General features: G+C 34.3%; 34 protein-coding genes. 7 read left to right on the plus strand and 27 right to left on the minus strand.

Features of this window, described 5'->3' with window-relative positions; translation table 11 throughout:
* Positions 1–72: 72 nt before the first annotated feature.
* The 12 genes from JNUCC83_RS04760 to JNUCC83_RS04815 form a co-directional block, all read right to left on the minus strand.
* Complete coding sequence (locus JNUCC83_RS04760) at positions 73–1419, minus strand: DEAD/DEAH box helicase (protein WP_454461074.1); 1347 nt, start codon at positions 1417–1419, stop codon at positions 73–75.
* A gap of 48 nt (positions 1420–1467) precedes the next feature.
* On the minus strand, positions 1468–2409 hold the full coding sequence (locus tag JNUCC83_RS04765; protein ID WP_454461075.1) for an AEC family transporter: 942 nt from the start codon (positions 2407–2409) through the stop codon (positions 1468–1470).
* Positions 2406–3548 (minus strand): alanine racemase, encoded by a 1143-nt coding sequence (gene alr / locus JNUCC83_RS04770; RefSeq protein ID WP_454461076.1) that lies wholly within the window; start codon positions 3546–3548, stop codon positions 2406–2408. The genes JNUCC83_RS04765 and alr overlap by 4 nt, the downstream gene beginning before the upstream one ends.
* Before the next feature lie 70 nt (positions 3549–3618).
* Positions 3619–4473 carry a DegV family protein gene (locus JNUCC83_RS04775; RefSeq protein WP_454461077.1) on the minus strand — a complete coding sequence of 285 codons (855 nt, stop codon included), beginning with the start codon at positions 4471–4473 and terminating at the stop codon, positions 3619–3621.
* 89 nt (positions 4474–4562) lie between these two features.
* Entirely contained in the window at positions 4563–5609 is a 1047-nt protein-coding gene (locus tag JNUCC83_RS04780) for an LCP family protein (protein WP_454461078.1), read from the minus strand.
* Positions 5610–5674: 65 nt separating this feature from the next.
* Complete coding sequence (locus JNUCC83_RS04785; RefSeq protein WP_454461079.1) at positions 5675–5959, minus strand: hypothetical protein; 285 nt, start codon at positions 5957–5959, stop codon at positions 5675–5677.
* Positions 5960–6042: 83 nt separating this feature from the next.
* On the minus strand, positions 6043–6603 hold the full coding sequence (gene efp / locus JNUCC83_RS04790) for an elongation factor P (protein ID WP_454461080.1): 561 nt from the start codon (positions 6601–6603) through the stop codon (positions 6043–6045).
* A gap of 117 nt (positions 6604–6720) precedes the next feature.
* Positions 6721–7470, minus strand: coding sequence for an ABC transporter permease (locus tag JNUCC83_RS04795; protein WP_454461081.1), 750 nt, complete (start codon positions 7468–7470; stop codon positions 6721–6723).
* Positions 7467–8309, minus strand: coding sequence for an ABC transporter ATP-binding protein (locus JNUCC83_RS04800; protein WP_454461082.1), 843 nt, complete (start codon positions 8307–8309; stop codon positions 7467–7469). The genes JNUCC83_RS04795 and JNUCC83_RS04800 overlap by 4 nt, the downstream gene beginning before the upstream one ends.
* Before the next feature lie 49 nt (positions 8310–8358).
* On the minus strand, positions 8359–8916 hold the full coding sequence (locus JNUCC83_RS04805) for an RNA 2'-phosphotransferase (protein WP_454461083.1): 558 nt from the start codon (positions 8914–8916) through the stop codon (positions 8359–8361).
* A 326-nt stretch (positions 8917–9242) separates the two neighbouring features.
* A complete protein-coding gene (locus JNUCC83_RS04810; protein ID WP_454461084.1) occupies positions 9243–9764 on the minus strand; it encodes a GNAT family N-acetyltransferase in 522 nt (173 codons plus the stop codon).
* 32 nt (positions 9765–9796) lie between these two features.
* A complete protein-coding gene (locus JNUCC83_RS04815) occupies positions 9797–9955 on the minus strand; it encodes a hypothetical protein (RefSeq protein ID WP_454461085.1) in 159 nt (52 codons plus the stop codon).
* Between the two features lie 161 nt (positions 9956–10116).
* On the opposite strand from JNUCC83_RS04815, the gene JNUCC83_RS04820 reads away from it, so the two are divergent.
* Positions 10117–10431, plus strand: coding sequence for a heavy metal-binding domain-containing protein (locus JNUCC83_RS04820; RefSeq protein ID WP_454461086.1), 315 nt, complete (start codon positions 10117–10119; stop codon positions 10429–10431).
* A gap of 90 nt (positions 10432–10521) precedes the next feature.
* Here JNUCC83_RS04820 and JNUCC83_RS04825 read toward each other — a convergent pair whose 3' ends face one another.
* Positions 10522–10821 carry an ABC transporter permease gene (locus tag JNUCC83_RS04825; RefSeq protein WP_454461087.1) on the minus strand — a complete coding sequence of 100 codons (300 nt, stop codon included), beginning with the start codon at positions 10819–10821 and terminating at the stop codon, positions 10522–10524.
* Between JNUCC83_RS04825 and JNUCC83_RS04830 the strand changes: the two genes are divergently transcribed.
* Positions 10709–11323, plus strand: a complete 615-nt coding sequence (locus JNUCC83_RS04830; protein ID WP_454461088.1) for a TetR/AcrR family transcriptional regulator — start codon at positions 10709–10711, stop codon at positions 11321–11323. The genes JNUCC83_RS04825 and JNUCC83_RS04830 overlap by 113 nt on opposite strands.
* 68 nt (positions 11324–11391) lie before the next feature.
* On the opposite strand, the gene JNUCC83_RS04835 is transcribed toward JNUCC83_RS04830, so the two are convergent.
* The 7 genes from JNUCC83_RS04835 to JNUCC83_RS04865 form a co-directional block, all read right to left on the minus strand.
* Positions 11392–11838 carry a GNAT family N-acetyltransferase gene (locus tag JNUCC83_RS04835; RefSeq protein WP_454461089.1) on the minus strand — a complete coding sequence of 149 codons (447 nt, stop codon included), beginning with the start codon at positions 11836–11838 and terminating at the stop codon, positions 11392–11394.
* A gap of 115 nt (positions 11839–11953) precedes the next feature.
* Positions 11954–13291, minus strand: a complete 1338-nt coding sequence (gene glnA / locus JNUCC83_RS04840) for a type I glutamate--ammonia ligase (RefSeq protein ID WP_454461090.1) — start codon at positions 13289–13291, stop codon at positions 11954–11956.
* 32 nt (positions 13292–13323) lie between these two features.
* Positions 13324–13656, minus strand: coding sequence for a MerR family transcriptional regulator (locus JNUCC83_RS04845; RefSeq protein ID WP_125958017.1), 333 nt, complete (start codon positions 13654–13656; stop codon positions 13324–13326).
* A 107-nt stretch (positions 13657–13763) separates the two neighbouring features.
* Positions 13764–15014 carry a methionine gamma-lyase family protein gene (locus tag JNUCC83_RS04850; protein WP_454461091.1) on the minus strand — a complete coding sequence of 417 codons (1251 nt, stop codon included), beginning with the start codon at positions 15012–15014 and terminating at the stop codon, positions 13764–13766.
* The gene (hflX, locus tag JNUCC83_RS04855; protein ID WP_454461092.1) at positions 14998–16242 is read right to left on the minus strand and encodes a GTPase HflX; all 1245 of its coding nucleotides are present in this window, start codon (positions 16240–16242) and stop codon (positions 14998–15000) included. Before hflX ends, JNUCC83_RS04850 begins: the two co-directional genes overlap by 17 nt.
* Positions 16239–17195 (minus strand): tRNA (adenosine(37)-N6)-dimethylallyltransferase MiaA, encoded by a 957-nt coding sequence (gene miaA, locus JNUCC83_RS04860; RefSeq protein WP_454461093.1) that lies wholly within the window; start codon positions 17193–17195, stop codon positions 16239–16241. Before miaA ends, hflX begins: the two co-directional genes overlap by 4 nt.
* Complete coding sequence (locus tag JNUCC83_RS04865; RefSeq protein WP_454461094.1) at positions 17188–17913, minus strand: glycerophosphodiester phosphodiesterase; 726 nt, start codon at positions 17911–17913, stop codon at positions 17188–17190. Before JNUCC83_RS04865 ends, miaA begins: the two co-directional genes overlap by 8 nt.
* Positions 17914–18046: 133 nt before the next feature.
* On the opposite strand from JNUCC83_RS04865, the gene JNUCC83_RS04870 reads away from it, so the two are divergent.
* The 3 genes from JNUCC83_RS04870 (at position 18047) to bsh (ending at position 19921) form a co-directional block, all read left to right on the plus strand.
* Positions 18047–18214, plus strand: coding sequence for a DUF3042 family protein (locus JNUCC83_RS04870; protein WP_454461095.1), 168 nt, complete (start codon positions 18047–18049; stop codon positions 18212–18214).
* 72 nt (positions 18215–18286) lie between these two features.
* The gene (locus JNUCC83_RS04875) at positions 18287–18868 is read left to right on the plus strand and encodes a uracil-DNA glycosylase family protein (RefSeq protein WP_454461096.1); all 582 of its coding nucleotides are present in this window, start codon (positions 18287–18289) and stop codon (positions 18866–18868) included.
* Between the two features lie 78 nt (positions 18869–18946).
* The gene (bsh, locus tag JNUCC83_RS04880; protein ID WP_454461097.1) at positions 18947–19921 is read left to right on the plus strand and encodes a choloylglycine hydrolase; all 975 of its coding nucleotides are present in this window, start codon (positions 18947–18949) and stop codon (positions 19919–19921) included.
* Positions 19922–19956: 35 nt separating this feature from the next.
* On the opposite strand, the gene JNUCC83_RS04885 is transcribed toward bsh, so the two are convergent.
* The 6 genes from JNUCC83_RS04885 to JNUCC83_RS04910 all read right to left on the minus strand — a co-directional run bounded on the left by JNUCC83_RS04885 (position 19957) and on the right by JNUCC83_RS04910 (position 23424).
* Complete coding sequence (locus tag JNUCC83_RS04885; protein ID WP_454461098.1) at positions 19957–20349, minus strand: rhodanese-like domain-containing protein; 393 nt, start codon at positions 20347–20349, stop codon at positions 19957–19959.
* 22 nt (positions 20350–20371) lie between these two features.
* Positions 20372–21343 carry an ROK family glucokinase gene (locus JNUCC83_RS04890; RefSeq protein ID WP_454461099.1) on the minus strand — a complete coding sequence of 324 codons (972 nt, stop codon included), beginning with the start codon at positions 21341–21343 and terminating at the stop codon, positions 20372–20374.
* Entirely contained in the window at positions 21343–21552 is a 210-nt protein-coding gene (locus JNUCC83_RS04895) for a YqgQ family protein (RefSeq protein ID WP_071456978.1), read from the minus strand. Before JNUCC83_RS04895 ends, JNUCC83_RS04890 begins: the two co-directional genes overlap by 1 nt.
* A 72-nt stretch (positions 21553–21624) precedes the next feature.
* Positions 21625–22353, minus strand: coding sequence for a rhomboid family intramembrane serine protease (locus tag JNUCC83_RS04900; protein WP_454461100.1), 729 nt, complete (start codon positions 22351–22353; stop codon positions 21625–21627).
* A complete protein-coding gene (locus JNUCC83_RS04905; protein WP_454461101.1) occupies positions 22340–22813 on the minus strand; it encodes a 5-formyltetrahydrofolate cyclo-ligase in 474 nt (157 codons plus the stop codon). Before JNUCC83_RS04905 ends, JNUCC83_RS04900 begins: the two co-directional genes overlap by 14 nt.
* A gap of 185 nt (positions 22814–22998) precedes the next feature.
* Entirely contained in the window at positions 22999–23424 is a 426-nt protein-coding gene (locus JNUCC83_RS04910; protein WP_454461102.1) for a MarR family winged helix-turn-helix transcriptional regulator, read from the minus strand.
* A gap of 88 nt (positions 23425–23512) precedes the next feature.
* On the opposite strand from JNUCC83_RS04910, the gene JNUCC83_RS04915 reads away from it, so the two are divergent.
* Positions 23513–24487 (plus strand): FUSC family protein, encoded by a 975-nt coding sequence (locus tag JNUCC83_RS04915; RefSeq protein WP_454461103.1) that lies wholly within the window; start codon positions 23513–23515, stop codon positions 24485–24487.
* Between the two features lie 21 nt (positions 24488–24508).
* On the opposite strand, the gene JNUCC83_RS04920 is transcribed toward JNUCC83_RS04915, so the two are convergent.
* Complete coding sequence (locus tag JNUCC83_RS04920) at positions 24509–24742, minus strand: DUF952 domain-containing protein (RefSeq protein WP_454461329.1); 234 nt, start codon at positions 24740–24742, stop codon at positions 24509–24511.
* Positions 24743–24935: 193 nt separating this feature from the next.
* On the opposite strand from JNUCC83_RS04920, the gene JNUCC83_RS04925 reads away from it, so the two are divergent.
* Positions 24936–25673, plus strand: coding sequence for a GNAT family N-acetyltransferase (locus tag JNUCC83_RS04925; RefSeq protein ID WP_454461104.1), 738 nt, complete (start codon positions 24936–24938; stop codon positions 25671–25673).
* The last annotated feature ends 10 nt before the right edge of the window (positions 25674–25683 follow it).

Below are 25683 nucleotides of genomic sequence, written 5' to 3' on the forward strand. Positions count from 1 at the left end.
CCTCCTGAAATAATGATACAACAAAAAAGTGTAGAAATCTGTTAAAAAATAACAAATTTCTACACTAAAAAATTAAAAATCTTGTTTTCTTGCTTTACGTTTGCTTCTATTTGATTGACGTTGCTCAATTTTACGTTTCTGTTTTTGATCGTCTGCAATAGCGTAACGAATTTTTTTCTTGTAACCTGGTTTCACTTTTTTCTTCTGTTTTTTTACCATGCCAATCATTGTTGGGTCTAATTGTTTTTGTGTACGTAGACGTTGATCACGTCGATTGCGATCATAGTGGTCCACGATTTCACCTTTTTTAATGGCTTTTGGTTCAAATCTGATACCAAGTTTTTCAAGTTCTGCTAGAGCTGCTTCATCTTTTGGCTCATATAACGTAATCGCAATACCCGGAAGCCCATTACGACCTGTACGACCCACGCGGTGAATAAAGAATTCTAAATCTTTGGGGATTTCAGCGTTAATTACATGAGACACACCTTCGATATCAATTCCTCTAGCAGCTAAATCTGTTGCTACCACAAATTGATAATCTAAGTTTTGGATGCTCTTCATCACACGTTTACGTTCACGTGGCGGAATGTCTCCATGAATTTTTGCAACTTTTAAGCCTTTTTCTTTTAAGAATTCAGTAATCTCATCAACTTTTTGTTTAGTGTTAGCAAAAACCATCGCTAAAAATGGATGCCCAATCGTTAACAAATCATACACTACTTGTTCAACATCTTGACTTTTAGTTGGGATAACCCAATTTTCAATCGTGTCTGAAATAACTGATGTTGGTTTAATATGCTCAACGACTGGGTTTTCCATATACTTTTTCAAAAATGGTTTTAATTTCACTGGTATCGTTGCTGAGAACACTAACATTTGTAAGTTTCCTGGCAGTGTCGCCGCAATCTTATCGACATCTTCTAAGAACCCCATGTCTAGTGTCATGTCAGCCTCATCTACTACAAAAGCAAATGCAGTATGTGTTTTTAATGCGCCACTTTCAATCAAATCTAAAATACGACCAGGCGTTCCAATCACTAAATGCGGTTGTTGGTTTGCTAACTTGTCCATTTGGCGTTTTTTATCCGTACCACCGACATAATTACTCACTCGTAATTCATCATCATAATGACGAGCTAACTGGTTAGCTGCTTGATATATCTGTTCAGCCAACTCACGACTTGGCGCTGTGATGATGACTTGAACTTCTTCTTTTTGCGTATTTATTTTATTCATCAATGGTAATAAAAATGTGTGTGTTTTACCAGAGCCTGTTTGCGATTGTCCTACAACACTTTTTCCTTTATTTATCACTGGAATCAATGTTTCTTGTACTTCTGTTGCTTCTTTAAAACCTATGTCATTTAATGCGTTAATTAAATAATCGTTTAATCCAAATTGATTAAATGTTGTCATTGTATTCACCTTCCTTTACGTTCCTTTGGCATTATAGCACAGTTTCATCTAAAAAAATAATGTTAAAATGACAAATATAAAGACAATATAACTGATTAACGAATACGTCAGAGAAGTCGTCACAAATTTATCATCTGCGCCATACCCTTTTGCAATAATAGGCATAGACGTTTGCACGGGCATCGCAGACTGTAAAATAAACACTTTTAACATTAATGGTGGAACAGGTATTAAAAAAGACAACCCATAAACAATCAATGGTGAGATAATATAGCGACCCAACATCACGCCTACCACATCTTTATCCAATTTAATATTTTTAAAACCAGTTTGATACACGATAATTCCAATAACAAATAATGATAATCCTGTCGTCATGCCACCAATGTAACTTGAAAAATCAACGATTGGTTTAGGTACTGCTATCCCTGTTAACATCCACAACATTCCGACAAAAAAACCTAAAATAGCTGGAGATAACAACTGTTTTAATAATTTTTCCAAACTAACACCTGATGTTTCTAACCGATTGTCTGGATTATCTTGACTAATCATCATAATACCAATCGTAAAGAAAAATAACGTGTTGCAAATATAATACAATAACGCATAAGGAATAGCCTTTTCACCAAAGACTGCCATATTGACCGGCAATCCCATAAAAATCGTATTGGCTGCGGTAAACATGGTGCGAAATGACCCTTTTCTAGTATCTGGCACTTTCGTGATTATTGAGTAAACAATGCTAATTACAAAGGTGATAATAATCGAGAAAAAAGGAATCGCTAAACCAGTAAATAATTCTAAAAACTCATCTCTGGTAAACTGTTGTGTCATGTTTAAAAACATGCTTAATGGTAAGGTGACATTTAACACCAATTTTGAAAACACATCTGCTACATGATTATCAAACCATTTTTTCTTGGTTAGCATATAACCTAAAAAGATAATCGCAAACACAACCAAGATATTTAAATAAGCTGCAATCATGGATGACTAATCTCCTCATTCTCATATACTCTTGGCAATCGATCCGTTAAGCCACACACGATTTCATAGTTAATCGTGCCAATAAATTCTGCGGCATCATCTAACGTATTTTCTAGTGTGCCATTTTTCCCAAAGATGGTAACAGGTGTGCCAACATCGTAGCGTTTAGGCAATCGAATCATGCATTGGTCCATACACACACGCCCCACAATTTCAGCATATTGTCCATCAATAATGACATGATAGCCTTGAAACTTGCGAATCAATCCATCTGCATACCCAATTGGTAACGTCCCAATCCATTCTTCTTTTTCAGCTGTATAAGTAGCTCCGTACCCTATTTTTTCTCCAGCAGAAACTTGTTTAACATGGATGAGTTCTGTTGTCAGCGATAGTGCTGGTTTTAACTCATAAGGTAATGCAAGAGCTTTTCCAGAAGGGTTTAACCCATATAATGCATCTCCAAAACGAATTAAATTACTATGCCATGCATCATGCCACAAAGCTGTCGCAGAGTTTGATGTGTGAATGTAGCGAATCTCTAAATCTGAAAAAATTTCCATTGCACGTGTAAAACGTTTCTGTTGTAACTCAAAATAAGTGGTATCTTTGGTATCCGCACAAGAAAAATGCGTAAAAATACCATCTAATGTCATATGATTTGATAAAACAAATAATTCTTTTGCTTGAATCATTTCATCTTCATCTCTTAGGCCAATACGCCCCATACCTGTATCAATTTTTAAATGGACACTTAATGGATGAACTACAGGATGTTCTGCTAATAATTCTTCTACTTGTTTTAGCCATTCCAATGACGGTGCAGTTAAAGAGATGGTTTGTGAGATAGCTAGGTCAATGTAATTAGGTGAAACATAACTTAACACTAAAATTGGTAAGGTGAGTCCAACTTCTCTTAATTCGAGTGCTTCATCTAAGTTAGACACACACAACCCTTTTGCGCCAGCTTGTTGGGCTGCTTGTGCAACTTTGACTGCACCATGACCATAAGCATTTGCTTTAACGACGGCAAATAACGATTGATCTGCGTTTAATCTAGCTAATTCTTGTTTGACATTGTATTCTATGGCCGATAAATCAACCTCTACTTGACTTGGTCTATGTATACTTTCTATCATATTACGTCACTCTTTTCTCTCAAATTTATTAAAAAAGAAGGATAATTTAAATTATCCTCCTACCATGTCACTATTTTTTAGGAATAACACCTATTCCAATTGATTTTTCACCAAGATGTGTCCCAATAACTGGACCAAAATTACATAAAATAACTTCTAAATCAGCATCTCTTGCTAACATATCCTCTTTTACATGAGTGGCTACTTCGAGATTGTTGCAGTGAATCACATAAAACATACTATCCTGTGGTTTACTAGGAACTTCCTCAAGCACAATATCAATCACGCGAGACAAGGCTTTTTTCTGAGAACGAATTTTTTCTGATAAAATAATGTCGCCATCTTGAAAACGTAAAATAGGTTTAATTTTTAATAATGTTCCAATAATTGCTGCCCCATTTTTTAAACGTCCGCCACGAACCAAATGATTCAAATCGTCCACGACAATGTAGCCTTCACACAAACTTCTCATGCCCTCTAAATGTTTAATAATTGCTTTTGGATCTGCATTTTTATCTTCCGACATTTCTAAGGCAATTTCAACCATTCTACCCATTGGACCACTTGTGATGTATGAATCAAATGGATAAATCTCAATATTTGGAAAATCATTTGACATACCATTTAACGTGGTAATAAACCCAGATATACCAGTAGATAGATGAATACTTATCACAGCATCATAGCCAGATGCGGCTAATTTTTCATACAACTCATATACTTCACCTAAAGCTGGTTGACTTGTTTTCGGAAATTCTTTTGATTGTTTTAGTTTTTCGTAAAATTCTTCATCAGTAATATCAATTCCTTCTTGATAAACAACATCATCAATGATTAATGGAACAGATAGGACAAATAAGTTTTCATGATTATGGTACTGCTCTTGTATATAAGCGGTGCTATCCGTCACTATGGCAATATTCATTGTGTATTTCCTCAATTCTATTTACTACGCTAAAGTTCATATCTTTCATTATAGTTTTCTTAAGGTTTAAAGTAAAGCCTGAACACTATTTATTTACTGAAAAATTTCTGTATAGCTTGTTTGTTCATTTCCTCGTTGATTTCCAACACACTTCCCGCATAATCATAGTATCCATCATTCCATGAGCCTTCAACAGGCACTGTCAATATCTCAAGTGACTTGTGCGAACTAAACACATAACTACTTCCAACAGATAAATAAGTTGTCACTGGAACATCTGTTTGAGTGTATCCAACAACTGCTCCTAACATTTCTGGTAATTTCCATGCATGAAGCGGATTAGTTGCCTGTTTTGTAATAGCACTCATCACTTGTTGTTGACGTCTCACACGACCAAAGTCTCCCTCAGCATCTTTTCTAAAACGAGCATATTGTAATGCTTCATGGCCTGTTAAGTTGGTTTGCCCTTTTTTAATCACAGTACCTTCGACTTCTAAATCTTTTTCAGCCGTAATAGGTAAGCCTCGTGGTGCCAACACGTCAATAATCTTAGGGAATGAATCAAAATTTACCACCGCATAATATTGAATCGACACACCAAAATTATTCTCAATCGTTTGTCTGACCATCTCTGGTCCACCATAAGAATAGGCTGCATTGATTTTATTATACTCAATCCCGTCTTGTGTTGGAATAGCAACAAACGTATCTCTCATGATTGAAACAATCTGAGGTTGTTTTGTCTTTTTATTATAATGTGCAATCATGATAGAATCCGAACGCCCTTGATCCTCTCCGCGCGAATCACTACCCAAAAGTAAGACATTAATACTATCATCTTGACTTTTTTGACCATTAAATGCTGACATTTCGAATTCTTTATTGTCTTTATCAGCTTTAGCTGTGAAATACCCTTTGGCATATCCAACAGCAGATAAGCCAATGATTGCCACTAAAATCATGAACACCCAGAATAGCCATGATTTTTTCTTTTTACGTTTCTTTTTTTGTGGTATCCCTTGATTCGTTGGTGGTGTTGGTGTCGTATGTTTTTCTATGTTACTTTTTTTATCGTTTGATACCTGCTTTTTTGCTTCTTCTTGACGCCTTCTATCCATTCGTGACATGCCAGCCATGGTGCTTCTCTGCTATCATAAATAAAAGATACCTACCATCTAACAGATAGGATATCTCTTCACGTTTATTCTTCTATGTTGTTTTCTTCTAAATCTTGAAAACCAAAGAATTCATTAAACTCAATGGTGATGATTTTGTCTAAACCAATCGTGACTGATTCGACAAAATGAGGTTGACTCATTAGTTTAGCCGAAGACTCAGTTAACTCAAAAACAATAGGTGAAAAATCACTAAATTGTGTTTTCAAACAAATAACTGTAACGTATTGTTCATTTGACATTAAGGTAAAATGGTCTTCATATTTATTATCAAATATAATTTTCCAATCGTACATTGTGTTCCATTCCATTATAAAACACCTCACTTTTTTTCATTTATTATACCACAAAAAAAATCAACAGTCTGTTTAGTCACAGTCTGCTGATTTATAAATTATTTCGCACGTTTCATGTAGTTTCCTTCAGACGTGTTAATTTCTAACTTGTCGCCTACTTCGATAAAGTCAGGAACGTTTACTACTAAACCTGTTTCCATAGTCGCTGGTTTACCAGAACCTGAAACAGTTGCCCCTTTAATTGAAGGTTGAGTTTCTGCAACTGTTAAAACAACTGATGTTGGTAAAGATACCCCAACCACTTCTGTGTCGTAAAATTGAATCGATACTTCCATGTTGTCTAACAAGTAGTTTAATTCATGCTCAATCACTGATACTGGAATTTCATATTGTTCATAAGTTTCTAAGTCCATAAATACTGCCATATCATCTTGGATATATAAGTATTGAACAGCTTTTGTATCAATGTGTGCTTTTTTCACTTTTTCATCCGGACGCATCGTTGTTTCAACGGTTGAGCCTGAACGTAAATCTTTTAATTTCATACGCATAACCGTATTACCTTTACCAGGTTTATGATGGCTTGCTTCTAAAACTTTGATTAATTTGCCATCTTTTTCAAATGTGTTTCCTGCTCTTAAATCAACTGCTGATATCATTTTTCAATCTCCCTTAATAGTTACTAAACGTATCATAGCATAAAATGAGCCATAATAAAATATTCTTATAGTAAAAATGACTAACTCAAATGAACGTTTCACCACTCTTACCAATCATTACTCTGTCTCAACAATCACTTTTTTATAATAAATAACAAATAAAACTGCGACTACAATCATGGTCAGTCCTAAAATAAGAAATTGTTGAAAACTAAAGTCATACGTTTTCCCCTGAACAAAAGATGCCACTACATCTAACATAATACCTGTATACAAGTAATGTGATACTTTTTCCATTGACTCATTTAAATCTGAAAACATTGGAATCATCGTTAATATCAAAACAAACGGCATCATAATATTGTTCGCATTAACTTGAGATTTTGCAACAATCCCTAATAATAATCCTAACATGCAACTAATGAGTGCTGAAACAATCGTCATGAGGGTGTACTGCAACCAGTTAACATTTGCTAAATCTACACCACTTACAAATAGCAGAATATAATTAACAACAATCGTTATTAGAAAAGGAGGAACGAGACTTCCAATAAAAAATTGAATGCCATTAACAGAAGACGTCATCAATGCTCTCAGCGTATTCTTTTCTTTGTCTTCTGCTAACGGTAAGGCAGTCATCATAACGGCTCCCATGCCTATATTAAAAGCCACGCCCATCTTAAGAGCCATCCCCATAAATAGTTTTGTCTCTTCCGGACTCTCAGTCATTGAACTGTACAAAAATTTCATCAGAAGAGTCATAGCAATAGCCATTAAAGGACCAATAAGCGCCGCCGTATTTTTTAACAACATTTTACTTTTTAATTTTATAATAGCATTTGTTTTCACGATATGATTATTTTTCATACTAGCCCTCTTCCTGTCACTTCAATAAAGACATCCTCTAATGTTGGTTCGCAAGAATGAATGGTTTCTATCCTTCCTTCAAGCAACCACTGATTTATTTTTTCTATGTTTTCTTTCGTCTCTTTTAATACGATATTTTCTTTCGTATCTAACGTTATGTTATAAGCTTTATCATTGTTATATTTCAAGCAAATATCTTTTGGTGCGCCAGATTCAATAATATGCCCCTTATCTAAAAGAGCAATTCTATCACACAATTTTGTTGCTTCTTCCATATTATGAGTCGTCAAAAAAATACCCACCCTTTGTTTTTTTAATTCTAAAAATAAATTTTGAATTTGATTAGCTGTAGCAGGGTCCAATCCACTAGTTGGTTCATCCAAAAACAATACTTTTGGTGCATGTAATATCGCTCGAGCAATCACTAATCGTTGTTTTTGTCCTTTAGACAGCTTTCCGGCAACTTGTTTTCTCTGATCTGCTAATCCAACTGTTTCGATTAACTCATCAACACGAGAGTATGGCACACTCAAAATATCAGCGAATACTTTAAGATTATCATACACGGTGAAACGTTCATATACCCCACTTGTATCAGATACAATTCCAATTTGCTCGTAAATCTCTTCATTAATTTTTAGACAATCTCTGCCTAGTATTGTTGCCTTTCCACTGGTTGGTTTTAATTGACCTGTTAAAATCTTGATAGTTGTCGTTTTACCAGCACCACTTGGTCCTAAAAACCCAAAAATTTCACCCTCATCAATCTTAAAGCTAATATCTTTTAATGCTATATGTTCCCCAAATACTTTTTCAATATGGTTTAATTCTAAAATCATATATTTTCCTCTTATTTTCTTTTATTTTAATTATTTCTCTCATCTGCCATTAATCCCCTTCAATCGTAAAGCAATTATTTGAAATATAATCGGATAACCAGACTTTTTCATTGCCTACATAAAAACTACTTCCTTGTGATAAAGCTTTCTGAGTGTCAATTGCCAATATAACCGGTTTTGACGTTTTTCTTTTGCCTACAGATACAGCTGTTTCAACATCCTCTGATAAATGAACATATTGACGATTCATTGGTGTAATTCCTTCTACTTTGATTCCCTCTAAAGCCTCGGTAGACGTTCCATGATATAAAATATCGGGTGGTGTGGCGTGTTGTCTTTTTATCTTTTGGGGTATAGAATGACCATAATAAGCCCGTATATAATTATTTTTAATCTCGTGTCGTTTCTTTTCCGAAGTACCTATCATGTACTCTAAGTCCGATAATTCAATAAATTCCCATTCCTTTTTATGATTTAGAGCATCTAATAACTGATGGACAGGTACCCACCCCTCTTCATCTAGCTCTAACTCAAATTCCCATGGAACATGCCTTAGTGCATAGGACACTTCTTTACTTAACTCATTATACTTAATCTTTTTACTCATTTACTTTTACCTAATCCTTGTATTTAGTTTATGAAAATATCTTTAATTGCTATACTAATAATCTTCTAACAAAAACTGGACCCGTGGACTTCCGAATTTAAACGTTAAATTATGAATCGTATCATTCGTTTGTTTCATCGCTTTCTTTTCAGTGTTTATAAATCCATTGTCTTGTTTGTACTTCTCTCCGAATCTCACATAATTTACATACTTTTATTGAACAATTAGTAGTAGATCACCTTCCCTAAAACTTATCCGTTCTTCTAAAGAATGTTTATCCTCTCTGTTATTCTCCAATGTATTAATTAATAAAATCAATGTTTGTCTTAACCAAACGCACGATTATAAAATAGTGTGCCTTCTATCATCTCTGGCTTTAATTTTTTCATCAGCAAGTATTCTGTTGGCACATCGAGTTCACTAGAGACATGATACGTGTCAGATTGTACATAACCAAAACGACTATAAAAAGCTGGTTCACCTAAAATCGTAATAAACGCATAATCAGTTTTTATTGCTCTTTTTTCCAACTCTAACAAGAGATGAGTACCAATTCCCTTATTTTGATAACTTGGTAACACTGATAAAGGAGCTAACACTAATCCTTTTAACTCATCTATAGCATTTATATCATTTTTTATTACTGCCTCACTTAATAAGCCATGCCCCACAATACTTTTATCTATCGAAGCTACCACTTCAAGCGCTTGATTGTAAGCTGGTGATTCTCTAATCATTTCAACTAATGATGCTTCATCATTATAACCATGTTCACTTTGTTCAAAAGATTGAATGATTAACTCTCTTACATACTGAAAATCTCCAGTTTGGATAGTTCTTAGTTTCATTATTTTAACTCCCTTAATCTTTCATTAATAGTTTAAAAAAAATAATTAATAACTGAAAAAATACCTAATCCCATATTAATCAGAATAGCCCATTGCTGAATCCTAGTTAATTTTTTCCAATCTTTCATAAACACCGTATAACAAATAATAGAAACGATTAACCAGAGGCCAGAAACATATAAATAGTCCATTTTATCTCTCCTAAAAACTAAACCTTTTTAGAAATTATACCATTCAATTAATTTTCTGACGAATTTAACCATAAAGATACAACCTTAGTTGGATATAATCACAAGATTTTAGTTATAAAATAAACAATGTAAAAATAATACAATCAAAGGAGATTAATAACATGCTCATTACAACAACAGAAACTATTCCTGGAAAAACATACGAAATCATTGGCGAAGTATTTGGCTTAACTACTAATTCAAAAAATGTGGTCCGTGATATCGGGGCAAGTTTTAAAAATCTTGTCGGCGGAGAAATTAAAGCTTATACTGAAATGCAAGAAGAATCCCGTGAATTAGCGATTCAAAGATTGAAAGAAAATGCCGAAAAAATGGGTGCCGACGCGATTGTGATGATGCGTTTTGACTCAGGCTCTATCGGGACAGATATGCAATCAGTTGCAGCATATGGCACAGCCGTAACATTTTTATCATAGTATTTCTAAATACAAAAAAACATACCTCTGTTGAATTTATGTAATAACATCCAACAGAGGTATAATATATTAAGCGACTATAATCTATAATTATACTTTCCTATATCGTTTTAACCCGATAATATTCAGTGCTGTAAAGCCTATGATAAATAACACTAACACACATAGGTTAATCCAAATGCTTGATAGCCCTTCGCCTTTTATCATGACATTACTAAGTACCTCTCCAGCATAGCTCAGGGGAAAAATATAACCGATATTTCGTAACCATGATGGCATGGACTCTATTGGAATTAGCCCAGAGAAAAAAATTTGTGGGATTACAATAATCGGAATAAAAAAAGCGATTATATCGGCGATGGAAACATTATTAGTAAAAAAGAACTTCAACGATATCACTATTAAAATGATTTGTTATAAAGCAAAAATTAGTCGAAGCGGGTTCTATCTACACTACACAGACAAATTCGATTTAGTCATCAGCTATCAAAAAGAATTTATGGCTAAGGGAATGAAAATATTATCAAATAAAGGATTTAAAACATTAAAAGAGTTGATGGAGTACATGGTTAATATGCTGATGCATGAGGGAAAGTTATTAGCATTATTGATTTCAGATAATTGGGTAGTTGAAAGCCAACAAACAATGAAACAACTCATGAAAGAGAACGCAAAAAAAAATATACTCCCTTACCTCTTACCTAACATGCCAAACGATACGTACGTTCGATATTTTTTGAGTTTTTATTCAAATGCTCTTTTTGGTGTGCTACAAGAATGGATTCACTCTGGACAAAAAGAATCGCCAGAAGAATTAGTGGCAATTTTAAACAAATTGATTTTTTTTGACACCCCACTCATTAAACAAAACGATGACCACTTTATACGGTAAAAGGATTTTAAAAACACTAAAATCGCACGCTACATGTGTTTATCTACAAACCATATTTAATAAAAAAATTATCTATACTTTTCCATATAAAAATTTAAGAAAGTTTCTCCTCGTAAATGGGCGTTATTTTTTCTGATCACATTATATCCTTGAGACTCAAAAAAGGATTTTGCTGTAATAGAGGCATACGTAGAAATAATAGCTGATGAACAATGTATCTCTAGTTCTTCTATTAACAACCTACCTACTCCTTGATTTTGCCAATCTTTATGCACAAATAATCGATCTAAATATCCGGCATCGGTCATATCACCATACCCAATAAGTTGATTATCATTCGTTAAAACTACTCTAGCGTTAACCGGTATAGATACTTTAAACTGATTCATCTCAATATCCGACCATGCTAATACTTGTTTTTCAGTGTAATCTTTTATATTAACACTTATAATGCAGTCTTTAATCATTGCAATAATTTGATTTAAATAGACTTCTTCATAAATTTTAATAATCACTCACGTACCTCCTAGTACCATTTGATGATCCATTTATTACTTACCCTCATAAAAAACTAGTTTATTCCAATAAAAAAGTTTGTAACCTAATAAAGATTACAAACTTTTTTCCTGTTTAATACATTTCTAAATATTGTTCACGTTCCCACTCAGACACTGATTGACGATAAGCATCCCATTCCATACGTTTTGCTTCCACAAAATTATTAAAAATATGATTTCCTAGTGCTTCTTTCACTACGTCATCTTTTTTCATTGCTTTAACAGCATTGTGCAATGTTGATGGTAAATCAGTAATATGAGCCGCTTCACGTTCTTCTTCTGTCATAACATAAATATTACGATCAACTGCTTTAGGTGGGTCAATTTTACGTTTGATGCCATCTAATCCAGATTGCAACAACACAGCCATAGCAAGATAAGGATTAGCCGATGGATCAACTGAACGCAATTCTAAACGAGTAGATGCTCCACGTGAGCTAGGTACTCGAACTAGTGGAGAACGATTTTTACCACTCCAAGCCACATATACTGGTGCCTCATAGCCAGGTACCAAACGTTTATATGAATTCACGATAGGATTACATACAGCTGTATACCCTCTAGCATGTTCTAATAAACCACCTAAAAAATGATACGCTGTTTCGCTTAATTGATCTTCTCCGTTTTCATCAAAGAATGCATTTCCTTGATCATTAAATAATGACATATTGATATGCATTCCACTACCTGCAATACCATGTAATGGTTTTGGCATAAAGGTTGCATGTAACCCATGCTTTCTGGCTATCGTACGAACAACTAATTCAAATGTTTGAATGTTATCACACGCTTCAATCGCATCAGCATATTTAAAATCAATTTCATGTTGTCCTGGAGCACACTCATGATGAGATGCTTCAACTTCAAAGCCAAGACTTTCTAATTCTAATACTATATCACGACGGCAGTTTTCACCTAAATCCACTGGGGCATAGTCAAAATAACCACCTTGATCATTTAATTTTTTCGTTGCATTTCCATTGTCATCTAATTTAAATAAGAAAAATTCAGGTTCAGGTCCTATGTTAAATCCTGTAAACCCTAATTCACTCATCTCTTTTACAATACGTTTTAAGTTACTACGTGGGTCTCCTGCAAATGGCTTGCCGTCTGTACCATATACATCACAAATCAAACGAGCCACTTTTCCTTTCTCACTCTCCCATGGAAAAACCATCCATGTTGACAAGTCTGGATACAAATACATGTCACTTTCTTCGATACGAACAAATCCTTCGATTGAAGAACCGTCAAACATCATTTTGTTGTCTAAAACTTTATCTAATTGGCTAATTGGAACTTCTACGTTTTTTATTCTACCTAAAATATCAGTAAACATCAGTCTTAAAAATCGAACATTTTCTTTTGCTACGAGTTCTTTGATTTCTTCTTTTGTTGAATAGTTTGCCATTGATTTCCACCCTTTTATTAAAGTTTTAACACCTAGTATCTGTTAAAGCGACTTTCTTTCATTAAATCATTATACAAAGCAATCCGAATCTTTTCTTCTGATAATTTTTCCTGTTTTCTTTTTTCCTTATCAAAAGATGCTTTGATATCTTTAATGGTATACCCATCGTCTAACATGTCTTTTATGTCCAGTAGAAGATCAATATCGTTGAGAGAAAATAATCGATTGTTTCCTTCGTTTCTTTCAGGATGAATTAATTGTTGTTCTTCATAGTAACGAATTTGTCTAGCTGTGAGCTCTGTTAACAACATCACTGATCCAATAGGAAACACAGATTTACTACGTTTTAATTCTCTTTTATTCATTTTTCTTCTCCTTTCATAAAAGGTTAAAAACAGAATAACAGTAAAAAAAAATAAAGTCAATTAATCATGTCATATTATCTCACACGATTAACCAACTTTTTTAATGGTTAAAAAAAGATACTATTTACAGCTTCACAGACCGCAATTTTGACATGTTCATAAGTTAACCCACCTTGAACATATAATTGGTATGGTTCTCTTATTGGTCCATCTGCTGTTAATTCTAAACTACCGCCTTGCACAAACGTTCCAGCTGCCATAATCACATCATCCTCATAACCAGGCATGTATGAGGGAATTGGTAAAACATGCGCATCGATTGGCGAAAATTTTTGAACTGACTGGCAAAACGCAATCATCTTTTCTTTATCATTTAATTCAATCATCTGAATTAAATCCGTGCGTTTATCATTCCACTTAGGTGTTGATTCCACGCCAAAACTTTCCAATAAGCGCGCAGTAAAAATCGCCCCTTGAATGGCTTGACTCACTGCATGTGGCGCTAAGAAAAATCCTTGCAACATCTCATGTGTGCTATAAATCATCGCGCCACCTTCGCCACCAACACCAGGTGTGGTTAAACGGTAAGATACTTTATCAACTAATGCTTCTTTTCCGACAATATAGCCACCCGTTTTAGCAATCCCACCACCAGGATTTTTGATTAGAGATCCTGCCATGATATCTGCTCCAACATCTGTTGGTTCGATTTCTTCAGCAAATTCACCGTAACAATTATCAACAAATACTAATAAGTTTTCATCAATATTTTTTACAAAAGAAATCATCTCACCAATTTGTTCCACCGTAAATGACGGACGTGAATCATAGCCTCGTGAGCGTTGAATCGCGATCACTTTTGTGTTATCAGAAATGGCTTCTTTAATTTTTTCAAAGTCAACTAAGCCATTTTCTTTTAACGCCACTTCTTTATAGCCGATGTTGTACTCTTTTAACGAACCAATCCCATTGCCAGCTACACCAATCACTTCAAGTAATGTGTCATAGGGTGTTCCTGTAATATAAATCAATTCATCATTAGGTCGCAGCAACCCAAACAAGGTTGTCGAAATCGCATGTGTTCCTGAGACGATATGTGGTCTCACTAATGCTTTTTCTGCGTGAAATACTGAGGCATAAACCGATTCTAGCGCATCTCTTCCGATATCATCGTACCCGTATCCAGTTGACGGGGCAAAATGACTTTCTGATACATGATGTTCTCTAAAAGCTTCCAATACTTTTGCTTGATTACTTAAGGCCACATCTTGCATTTTTTGACGTTCTTCGTATATATCACTGTCTACCAGTTTTATTTTTTCAATTAATTCAGGATGAAATTTACCATTCCAACTCATCTTTCTTAACTCCTTTTTCCCAACGTGCCACATTTTTGGCATACCCTATTAATTCATATTCATTGAGTGTTTCATCATACTCATAACTTTCTAGTATTGTCGCTTCTTTTAATTGATTAAAATCTTTCATCTCTTCTGGTGTGTATTGTAACTGATATTGCGTCAGATTTTCTTTTAAAAACGCCAGAATTGCTTGTGTCAACACCTCGTTATCTTCCACTCGTTTAGCTGATACTAAACGATTTGGAAATAATGTTGGAACAAAATCACCATCCAACAGATCCGCTTTATTATAAACAGTCAACACTGGAATGTGGTCCATATCCAATTCATGCAATAATTTTAGCACTGTTTTTTCTTGCTGATCACGATTAGTGGACGTCACATCGACTACATGAAGTAAAAAATCCATCGACTTACTTTCTTCAAGTGTTGATTGAAATGCCTCAATTAACTGTGTTGGTAAATCTTGAATAAACCCAACGGTATCAGTTAATGTCATCTGCGTCCCTGTTGGTAATTCCCATTTTTTCGTTAATGGGTCAAGAGTTGCAAACAACTGATCTTCAGAATACGTATCTGCTTGTGTCAATAAATTCATAATAGTTGATTTACCAGCATTCGTATAACCAATCAAACCAATCTGCATAGTATTTGATTCTTGACGCTTTTTACGACTTCTCTCACGATGTTTTTCTGTTTCTTTTAACTCTTGCTTGATTTGTGTCATTTTAAATCTAATATGGCGCCTATCGGTCTCCAGTTTTGTTTCACCTGGCCCACGCGTTCCGATACCACCACCAAGACGCGACATGCTAGCCCCTTGTCCACTAAGTCTTGGTAATAGATACGATAGCTGAGCTAACTCGACTTGAAGTTGCCCCTCTTTTGATTTGGCTCTGAGTGCAAAAATATCTAAAATTAATTGTACACGGTCGATAACTTTTACTTTCACCATCTCTTCAATAACCGCTGTTTGTCTAGCTGTTAACTCATGATTAAAAATCACCATATCTGCATCTTTTGACGCAACAAGCGCTTCTAATTCGACTAATTTTCCTTTTCCAATAATGGTTCGGCGGTCAAGAGTCGGCCGTTTTTGTGTCATCGTCCCAACCACTTCACCTTGAGCTGTTTGTGTTAAGTTTTCTAATTCTTTCATTGATTCATCAAAATAGTAAAAATTTTCTTGGGTTTCAACCCCAACTGTGATTACACGTTCTATCATGTCATTCCTTCTTTCTCATCTAACCAATCGGCGATCTCACGCTCAAGTAGACTGACGTTAGCTTCGTCCAACACAATATCCCACCATTCAACTGGCATCCGATTTCTAAACCAAGTGAGCTGGCGTTTGGCATATTGCCTTGAATGCTGTTTGACGTCTTCCACTGATTTTTCCAGTGAGTATTTTTTTTCAAAATACGGAAAAAATTCTTTATAGCCAATTCCTTGACTGGCTTGCGGACATTCTAATTCATAGACCATCTTTGCTTCATCAAGTAATCCGTCATTCATCATCATATCCACTCGTTGATTGATTCTATTATATAAAACTTCTCTATCTGTGGTTAACCCAATAAGTTTCACATCAAACGCACTTTTTGACAAATCCATCAAATCAAGAGGTTGCTGCTCGCTAATACTTTTACCTGTTAAATCAAAAACTTCAAGCGCTCTAATCACCCGCTTTCGATTATTCGGGTGAATTGTCTCTGACCCTTTTTTATCCATTTTTTCTAAAGCTTGCCACACTTCTTCATTGGATAAGTTTTCTGCATAGCTCTCCCATTTTTTACGACTTTTTTTCTCGTTATCTGTCAACTCAGATGACCCTAACTGAAAATCATAGATGAGTGATTGGATATAAAGACCAGTTCCTCCCACAATGATGGGTAATTTACCTTGTCTTGCTAACTCATCGATACATTCAGTTGCCTGTGTTTTAAATTCATGGGCAGAGTAGCTGTCTGTTGGCTCTTTGATATCTATTAAATGATGTGGCACACCTTGCATTTCTTCTTTTGTCGCTTTTGCGGTACCAATATCTAATGTCTTGTATACTTGTAGAGAGTCTCCACTAATAACTTCTCCGTTAAATCGTTGGCTTAGTCGAACCCCTAGACTAGTTTTCCCTACAGCTGTTGGGCCAACTATCACCAACACTTTTTGCTTAGTCATGATTTCTTACCTCTAGTGCTTTTTTCGGAAAATCAGTAAATATTCCTGTTAACTGACGGTCAAAACAAAACATCATGTCTGATTCTTTATTGACTGTCCAAGGACGAAGCGTTGGTATGTCTTTTGTTTGATCGATATGACGCTTTAGCCAGCGAATGTCGGAATGAAAACTATTAATATCTCGTTGATTATTAACCCATGCCACCTCACGCTTACTCCCAAAGCCAATAAATGCTAACTCGTAGTCTTTAGTTATGGCTCGCAACCGTCTAACAGTATCTTTATTAAAACTTGATAACACCACTTGATAGGTGACTTTGTTTTCTTCTAGAGCATGCAATACTTTTTGTTCGATTCCTACATAATTTATTTTATCTGTTTTTAATTCGATATTTAATAACCCCGTAAATTGATTAGACTTAAGTAAATCAAGTACCTCGTTTAACGTAGGAATACGTGTATCTTGATAAGATTCAGAAAACCAAGAGCCAGCATCTAACTGTTTTATTTCTGCTAATGTCGCATCTTTAACCCAACCCTTAGTGTTGGTTGTCCGGTTAAGTTTTTCATCATGAATAACCACCAGTTCACCATCTTTTGTTAACTGCACATCTAGCTCAATGCCATCTGCTTTTACATCGATAGCTTCTTGAAATGCCGGTAATGTGTTTTCCGGATGTGTGCCTTTACTACCTCTGTGGGCGATTATTTTTGTCATCTTTATCACTTCCATTCTGTTTCATTCTACCATTTTTATGTAAAATTAATAGTCGTTGTATGCCTTATCACTAGATTTTTATTGTAAAATGCGTATAATAAAGGTATAAATTCAGATAAGGACGTGACTGACTATGAAGAAATTTTCAAAAGGATTTTTAGTAGGTACTGCAACAACTTTAGCTGCTTTAACAGGGGTTGCTTTAGGCGTTAAAAAAGTACTTATCGAACCAATCGAAGAAAAAGAAGAAATGATTGACGATAACCGCAAAAAAGCCATGCGTAAAAGTAGAGCAAGATAATATTTCATTGACCAAAAAATGACTCATTGTTATTTTTTGGTTTTTTATTTACGATGAAAGGAGGATATGACGATGTCTATTAACAGTATAAAAAAACAAATTATGTCAGACCCTGAAAATAAACCCTTTACAGATAAGGGATGGCAACCCATCTTTATGGCCTCTCCAGAAGCAAAAATAGTGATTATCGGTCAAGCACCTGGGATTAAAACACAAGAAAAAAACCAAGTCTTTCGAGATAAAAGTGGCGATAAACTTCGCGAATGGATGGGTGTATCAGAAGAAACGTTTTATGACTCAAAAAAAATCGCAGTACTTCCTATGGATTTTTACTTTCCAGGAAAAGCAACTCACGGGGATTTACCTCCCAGAAAAGACTTTACAGCCAATTGGCATCCTAAATTACTAGCATGTATGCCAAATATCGAGCTGACGATTTTAATGGGGACTTACGCGCAAAAATATTACTTAAAATCATCGATGAAACACACACTAACGGAGACGGTATTTTCATATCAAGATTACTTACCAACCTATTTTCCGATTGTACATTCTTCTCCGCTAAACTTTCGTTGGTTTGCTAAAAATCCTGACTTTGAAAAAAAGATTGTGCCCGAATTACAAAAAATAGTGCATTCTATATTAACTAGCTAAAATATCATAAAAAATTCACCTAAATAAGGGATAAAACGAGTTATACTAATTTAAAATAACGACAGGAGTGAAACATCTATGTGTACATCAGTCAGTTTTAACGGCAATCATCATTTTTTTGGGAGAAATCTCGATTTGCATTACACGTTTAATCAAGAAGTGGTTATTACACCTAGACATTATCCATTTAACTTTAGAAATGGCCTGACAATTAGCAATCATTACGCTATTATCGGCATGGGGCTTATCGTCGATGATACCCCGCTGTACTTTGATGCAACCAATGAAAAAGGATTAAGTATGGCTGGACTAAATTATCCAAAAAACGCACACTTTGCTCCACTAAATCATAGTGACGAGCACATCACAACATTTGAATTCATTCCTTATTTATTGTCACAATGTGGCACAGTCGAGGAAGCAAAACGGTTGTTAAGTGATTTAACGATTACTGAGGAACCCTTTAGTAAAGACATGCCAAATTCACCACTTCATTGGATGCTTTCTGACAGTGTGTCTTCCTTAACCATTGAATCAGATGAAGATGGGTTACATGTTTACGATAATCCTGTAGGTGTCTTAACCAATAATCCACCTTTTCCAAAGCAGTTATTTAATTTAAACAATTACCGACACTTAACAACTAAAACTCCAGACAATACTTTTTCTAGTCACTTATCATTAGATGACTATAGCAACGGTTTAGGTGGTTTGGGACTTCCTGGTGATTTGTCTTCTATGTCTCGCTTTGTTCGCGCAAGTTTTACAAAAGAAAATTGTCTGATAGGTGACACTGTCGAAGAAGATATTCTTCAGTTTTTCCATATTTTATCTTCTGTCGAACAAACTAAAGGCCTGTGTGATGTTGGTAACTCGCAATTTGAATACACTATTTATTCTTCTTGTTGCGACACAACAACTGGTAGCTATTACTATAAAACATATAACAATACTCAAATAAACGGTGTTCATCTCTTTAATGAAGCTCTCGACACAACAGAGTTAATTCACTACCCATTAGTGATGAATTCAACCATTCAATCAGTCAATTAAAAAAGATGCCGGAAAAAATTCCGACATCTTTTTAGTTATTTTTTCTTTGTTTTCCCAGTCCAATTCATATAGCCATCCTTTAAAATATAGATATCTTTGTATCCTTCTTTTTTAAGCAAACCAGCCATATAAATCGCCATACTTGTGCGGTTGTCATACAAATAGATTGGTGCATCTTTACGAATGGCAAGTAAATATTCTTTGTGCGCTCTTGAAATAGTATACGGCACACTTCTTGCTCCTAAAATATGACCACGATTGTAGTCCTCTTTTTCTCGCACATCAATGATTTGAGCTGTTCTCATTGTTTCTTGAAATTTATCTTGATCAATCCACTCAGCAGAACGTTTTCTCTTGATGAAAAAGAATAGTTTATACAATCCATAACTCGCAATAATAATAATTAATATAGTTGTTAATAAATCCACGGGACATTTACCTTTCTATCTATTATTTATCTTTTTTAAACTTTAATGCTAATGATGCCGCTCCAATGACGCCGGCTGAATTACCTAATTCTGCCAATTTCAAAGTGGTACTATCTTTTACTTGTGGGAAGGTAAATTGATCAAAATACATTTGAACTTTTTCTAATAAAAACTCACCAGCCGCAGATACCCCACCACCAATGACAATATCATTTGGGTTCAACATATTGCCGATATTACCACATGCCAATCCTAAGTAGAAACTAACTTTATCAACGACCAATAGTGCAAAGTGATCATTATCTTTCGCTAAATCAAAAACATCCTTACTAGTAATAGCTTGACCGTCATCAATCATATCTTTTAATCTTGATTCACCAGAGAATTCTTCACTCATCTCTCTAGCTAAACGAACCACACCTGTAGCTGATGCCACTGTCTCAAGACAACCTTTTTTACCACATGTACACTCAAAACCATCTGGATCTACGGTAATATGACCAATTTCACCACCAGCACCAGCGACTCCATGTAGTAGGTGACCCTCAGCAATAATCCCACCACCAACACCTGTACCAAGTGTAATAAACGTCACATCAGGTGCATTATTTCCAGCACCTTTCCATCGTTCTCCAAGTGCGGCCACATTGGCATCATTGTCCAAATCAAATGGAATGCCAAATGTTTCTTCCATTGGTTTTTTTATCTCTTGAAGCGTTGACCAATTTAAATTATACGCACCTATGACTGTGCCGTTTTCTTTATCGACAGTTCCTGGTGTTCCCATTCCGATGCCAATAAATTCAGTTGGTTCCATATCATATAAATCTAATCTGTGTTTAATGGATGCAATAATATCTGGCACAATATGAGATCCGTTGTCTTCAATATTGGTTTCAACACTCCATCGTTGTTGAATTTCACCATCTTCTGTTAAAATAGCTAATTTAGCCGTTGTACCACCCAAATCAATACCTATTAATTTATTTGTCATTATTGACCCTCCTGATAATCTTCTTCAAGATGATGCTCACGTTTTAAAACAAGCATGGCTTTTATATACTCCTGTTTATCAATCAAACCTGCTTCTTCAAGCTGTTTTAATTCTATCATCATTAATTCAATATCCCACAGTCTGTTTCCAACATAAATAAAAATACCAAAACGTTTAAATAACTGTTGCACATCATACATTGTTTTCAATTTTCACTACCGACCTTATTATACAGATAACTACTAAGTTTTCCTAGTCAACTCTGTATTTATTTTAATTTTTTATATGCTAAACCCTTTGTAAAGACACCCTACTGATAACAGAACGAAGACAATGAGTGCCAAAATTCTTTTTTTCTTATCAATGTTTCCATTAAATCCAAGTTTATTTGATGGCACACCAACTATGACCATTAATAACAATCCGCTAAGAGCCCCACCAAAATGTCCCATGATATCCACTCCTGAATCAAATAAATTCATCACTAAATTCATTAAAATAAGGAGTGTCATGTTACGAGACATGTATTTTATGGCAGGGTGATTTTTATAAATTTGACCCAAAATAATAAATGCCGCAAAAATACCAAAAAGTGACGTACTTGCTCCAGCAGAAATGGAATTAGTTGAACCAAACGCAAAACTCCATAAATTGCCAAAAATGCCACTAAAAAGATACACAATAAAAAATCGTGTATGCCCAATTAACGGTTCTAGAATACGTCCAACAAAATACAAGCCTAATGAATTAAGTAATAAATGAAAAAAACCAATATGGACAAAAATCGGTGTAATAAAACGCCAATACTCACCATCTAAGACAATTGAATAATGTGTAATCGCTCCGAATTTTTCCAATATATTGACATCTTCTGATCCTGACATTATTCCCTGCTTAAGTCCGACCAGCTCCATCAAAATAAATATTACTATCTGAATAGCTAAAAATAAATAAGTAAAGTACGGCCCACGCTTGAAACGCATCCAACGTGTCGTATTATATTCCCTCATATAGTTCCCCCTGGTTAATACAAATTAATGTATCTACTTTTTTATCATGTGGTTCAGTATCTAGCGTTTCTACTAATTGTTCTTCAAATGCTAAACTGATTGTCTCACCATAAAAGTTGGTTAAATAACGGTCATAAAATCCCCCACCGTATCCAATTCTTTTTTTATCACGCGTAAATCCTACGCCAGGAACAATCATTAAATCAATTGATTGTTTATCATATTTTTCACTGTTCACTGGTTCATACACACCAAATTTAGTTTTTTCTAACTCAGTTGTTTGATCATACTGATGAAAATCCATTTCCCCGAGTTTCCTCGTTTTTGGTATAACAATTATCTTGTCCTCTTTAAATGCTCGTCTTATTAACTTCGTTGTGTCAAACTCATGAGCCATCGGATACGTTGTTGCAATAACCTTAGCTTGTTTCCACTGTGACGTGGCATATAAATAAGACAATAATTCTTCTTCTTGATAATTTTTTTTTTTTTTTGTGTTGCAAGGCGCTTTAATCGACTAAGCACTTCTTGCCTAATCTCTTGCTTCATCTAAACACCTCCTCCAACAGTTTACCTAAATATTATAACACAAGTTATTTATGAACTTTATATAAAAGTTATATTAAGGAGGTTTTAATATAAATATTATAATTTTTTAAAAGTTGTCAATAAGACGTCTAGTGACTGATTAAGCGCAACGATTTCTTTATCGTTAAGCACTTTTGATAAATCATCTTTAAGATAGGTTGTATCAAACGGATTTTTTTCTAAATACATCCTTCCTTGAGGTGTAATAGATACTTCTGTTACCCGTTTATCTGTCTCACTAATCTTTTTTTCCACAAAACTATGAGAAAGCAGCTGGTTCACAATGCGTGTTGTCTGCTGTTTTCCAAAATAAAAATCCTCAGCAATATCTTTCATAGTTAAAGAATCAATTTGTGTTAATCCTAATAAACAGTAATAACTTTCGTAAGTAATTTCTAACTCATTTTTTTGCTTGATGCGTCTTTCGACATTAAAATGCCAATAGGGCAATAATTTTAATAGTTTTTTTGTAATATCGTCCATCATTCACACTCCTTAATTGACTTTTCCATTTTCCTTATGATACCTTATTAGTACGCATTTGTGTACTAATATATTGGAGATGATAAACATGGTAACAACATTAAACACACATATAAAGCAAAATTTCAGAAGCAATCTAATTGATTATACAACAAATTTACTGTTTATCTTAGTCTTTACTCTTATTTTTGGAAGTGAAAATCTTCTACCCATCGTCGCACTTAGTGTCGGATACCTGATGTTTCCCAAAATTAATTTTGGTGTAAAAAATAGTGTATTAGTCATGACTAACTTATTACTATTCCCGATTGGAGGAATCCTGTCACAACTGCCACATAGTCATCCGTTTATTTTATTTTTTATTTATGGCGCGTTCACATTACTCATTTTAGTTTTAACAGCTGAGCCGATTGCATTTCAATATTCTATTCCCTATTTGATTAATTTTTTGTTCTGTCAATCCACTCCTGTTGCTACATCGCAAGTACTAAATCGAATCATTTGTTTAGTGGTAGGAAGTATTTTTTTAAGTGTTTTAGCAGTCATATCAAAGAAAAAACAGCCTTTATCAACTAATCAACCTCTTGGATTAAAAGAACAAATGAAACGCTCATTGACACACCCTTTGTACATCACAAAAATGACCTTAAGTGTATCAATTGCTATGACAGTCGCTATTTTAATCAATGCACCAAAACCTCTTTGGATTAGCATCGTAGCTATGTCACTCACAGAAATTCATTTTAGCGAGACAGTCAAAAAAACACGCGAACGCATTATTGGAACAACGTTTGGCGTGATTATCTTTTATTTATTTTTAGTCAAACTAATTCCCACACCTTATGCGATGGTATTCGTACTAACCGTGGGATTTATCAGTTACTTTTTAGTTGATTACAAACATAAAACCATTGTTAATTCGATTGCTGCCATGAACGCTGCGCTTGTTCTTTTTCCAAGTGGCGTATCAATTATGAACCGATTTATTGGGTTATTTATTGGGATAGCAATCGCCGTTGTGGTGGCTATTTTTGGAGAGTTAATTACTCGAAAAATGAAATAAACAGTGAAGATAGTGTCAACTCTATTTTTTCCTTATACATGAGCCAAATTGAAATTCCTTATCTATAGTTACCAATAGAAAATCTGAAATCACTGCCGACATATTTAATATGCTATAAAGATGTGGATAGTCCACTTTGTAATCATACAAATCTTCTATTTTTAACTTATTCGGATATGTTAATTTATCGACATCTACTTCCAAAACAATTAATTCATCAAATTCTTTATAAATAGCATTAGCAACCTCAATAATTTATTCTTTAAAAGAGAAATGAATAAAGCCATCTCGTTCCAATTCTTTCGGACTATAATATTCTTTTTGTTTAATTATATGCCATTATTCTTTTGAAATCATTCGATAAATAATCATATTTTCACTCCTTTTATATAAATATATCATTATTTATTAAATCTATGTTAAACTGATTAAAAAAAGAGGTGAAAAATTGTATAACAAACTTTTAAAAAAACAGTTTCAAATTGACTTTAATTGCAACGAAAACCCAATGAAACAGTCAATTTTTGTCACCGAAAAAAGCTCCATTGACTCTAGGTATTGGGCTAGAGGTCAAGCAGATATCGTTTGTTTCAAGAATAAACTTCTAGTAAGAACCGAAAATAACAAACTAACAGATGAATTAAAAGAATTATACTCGAATAAAAATAATGAATGGTTTCTAGAACCAGATAATATTTTACATCTAAATCATTTGCTTCAAAAATATCATCTTAAAATTGGAAGAATGGCACCATATTTTATACCTAAAGCAATTATAAAAAAGAATGACATAGACACAAATTTTAAGTTATTTACTCCTTATGATATTGAAAAATTAAAAGTAACAGGTTTTAAATCTGAAGCCTTTTGTTTCTCTGAGCAAGACCCAGATCAACTAGGTTTCGGATATTACTATGACAATAAATTAGTAGCTATCTGTGGTGCTAATAAAAATGGAAAATATACATGGGAAATGGGAGTAGAAATTTTAGATAAAAAATTTTGTGGTCAAGGAATCGCAACGAAACTAATTGAGACATTGACATCAAAAATCCAACATACTGAAAAGCACATTATTCCTGTTTATAGTACTTCATTTTCCCATACAACTTCTATTAATGTTGCCATCAATTCTGGTTTCAAACTAGGATGGGTAGAACTAACTATTACAAAAGACACAAAATAAGCTGATAGAA

The organism is Vagococcus sp. JNUCC 83, from assembly GCF_053667615.1.